The sequence below is a fragment of the Mesorhizobium sp. Cs1321R2N1 genome, from assembly GCF_037179725.1.
GTDB classification, from domain to species: Bacteria; Pseudomonadota; Alphaproteobacteria; order Rhizobiales; family Rhizobiaceae; genus Mesorhizobium; species Mesorhizobium salmacidum.
In genome coordinates, this window is record NZ_JAPYKP010000350.1 from 1 (window position 1) to 456 (window position 456).

1 protein-coding gene is annotated in these 456 nt (G+C 60.3%); it reads right to left on the minus strand.

What is annotated here, in order from left to right; translation table 11 throughout:
* Nucleotides 1–283 precede the first annotated feature (283 nt).
* Nucleotides 284–456 (minus strand): integrase core domain-containing protein (locus O7A61_RS32440; protein WP_337133101.1); only part of this gene is annotated, 173 nt, incomplete at its 5' end.

Consider the following 456-nt stretch of genomic DNA (forward strand, 5'->3'; position numbering starts at 1 on the left):
ACAGCAGGCGTCCGATCAACGTCGACTTGCCGTCATCCACCGAACCGCAGGTCAGGAAGCGCAGCAGCGACTTCTTCTCCTGCGCGGCCAGATAATCGCGGACGCCATCCGTGGGAGCGAGGCTCTTTGCCTTGATGTGGCGCATGGTCAGAAATACCCCTCGCGCTTCAGGTTATGACTATCGGTCCTGCAAGCCCTGATGTGAAGCCCATCCGCCGCTGGGCCAAACGGGACCTGTTGCGGGTCAGCACGCTTGGGACCGCAATTGCGTCGGTAGATGTGGCTAGGTGTGGAGCCTCAACAGGTTATCCTTGGTCAGGCCCAGGCGACTGATTGGCGGTTTGGACTTTAGGCTTCCGTGCGGACGGTGCCAATTGTACCGATGCAGCCATATGGGCAACTCGGCGGCGCGATGGTCGGAGTTCGCATAAGCCACGGCATATGCCCACTCCCTGA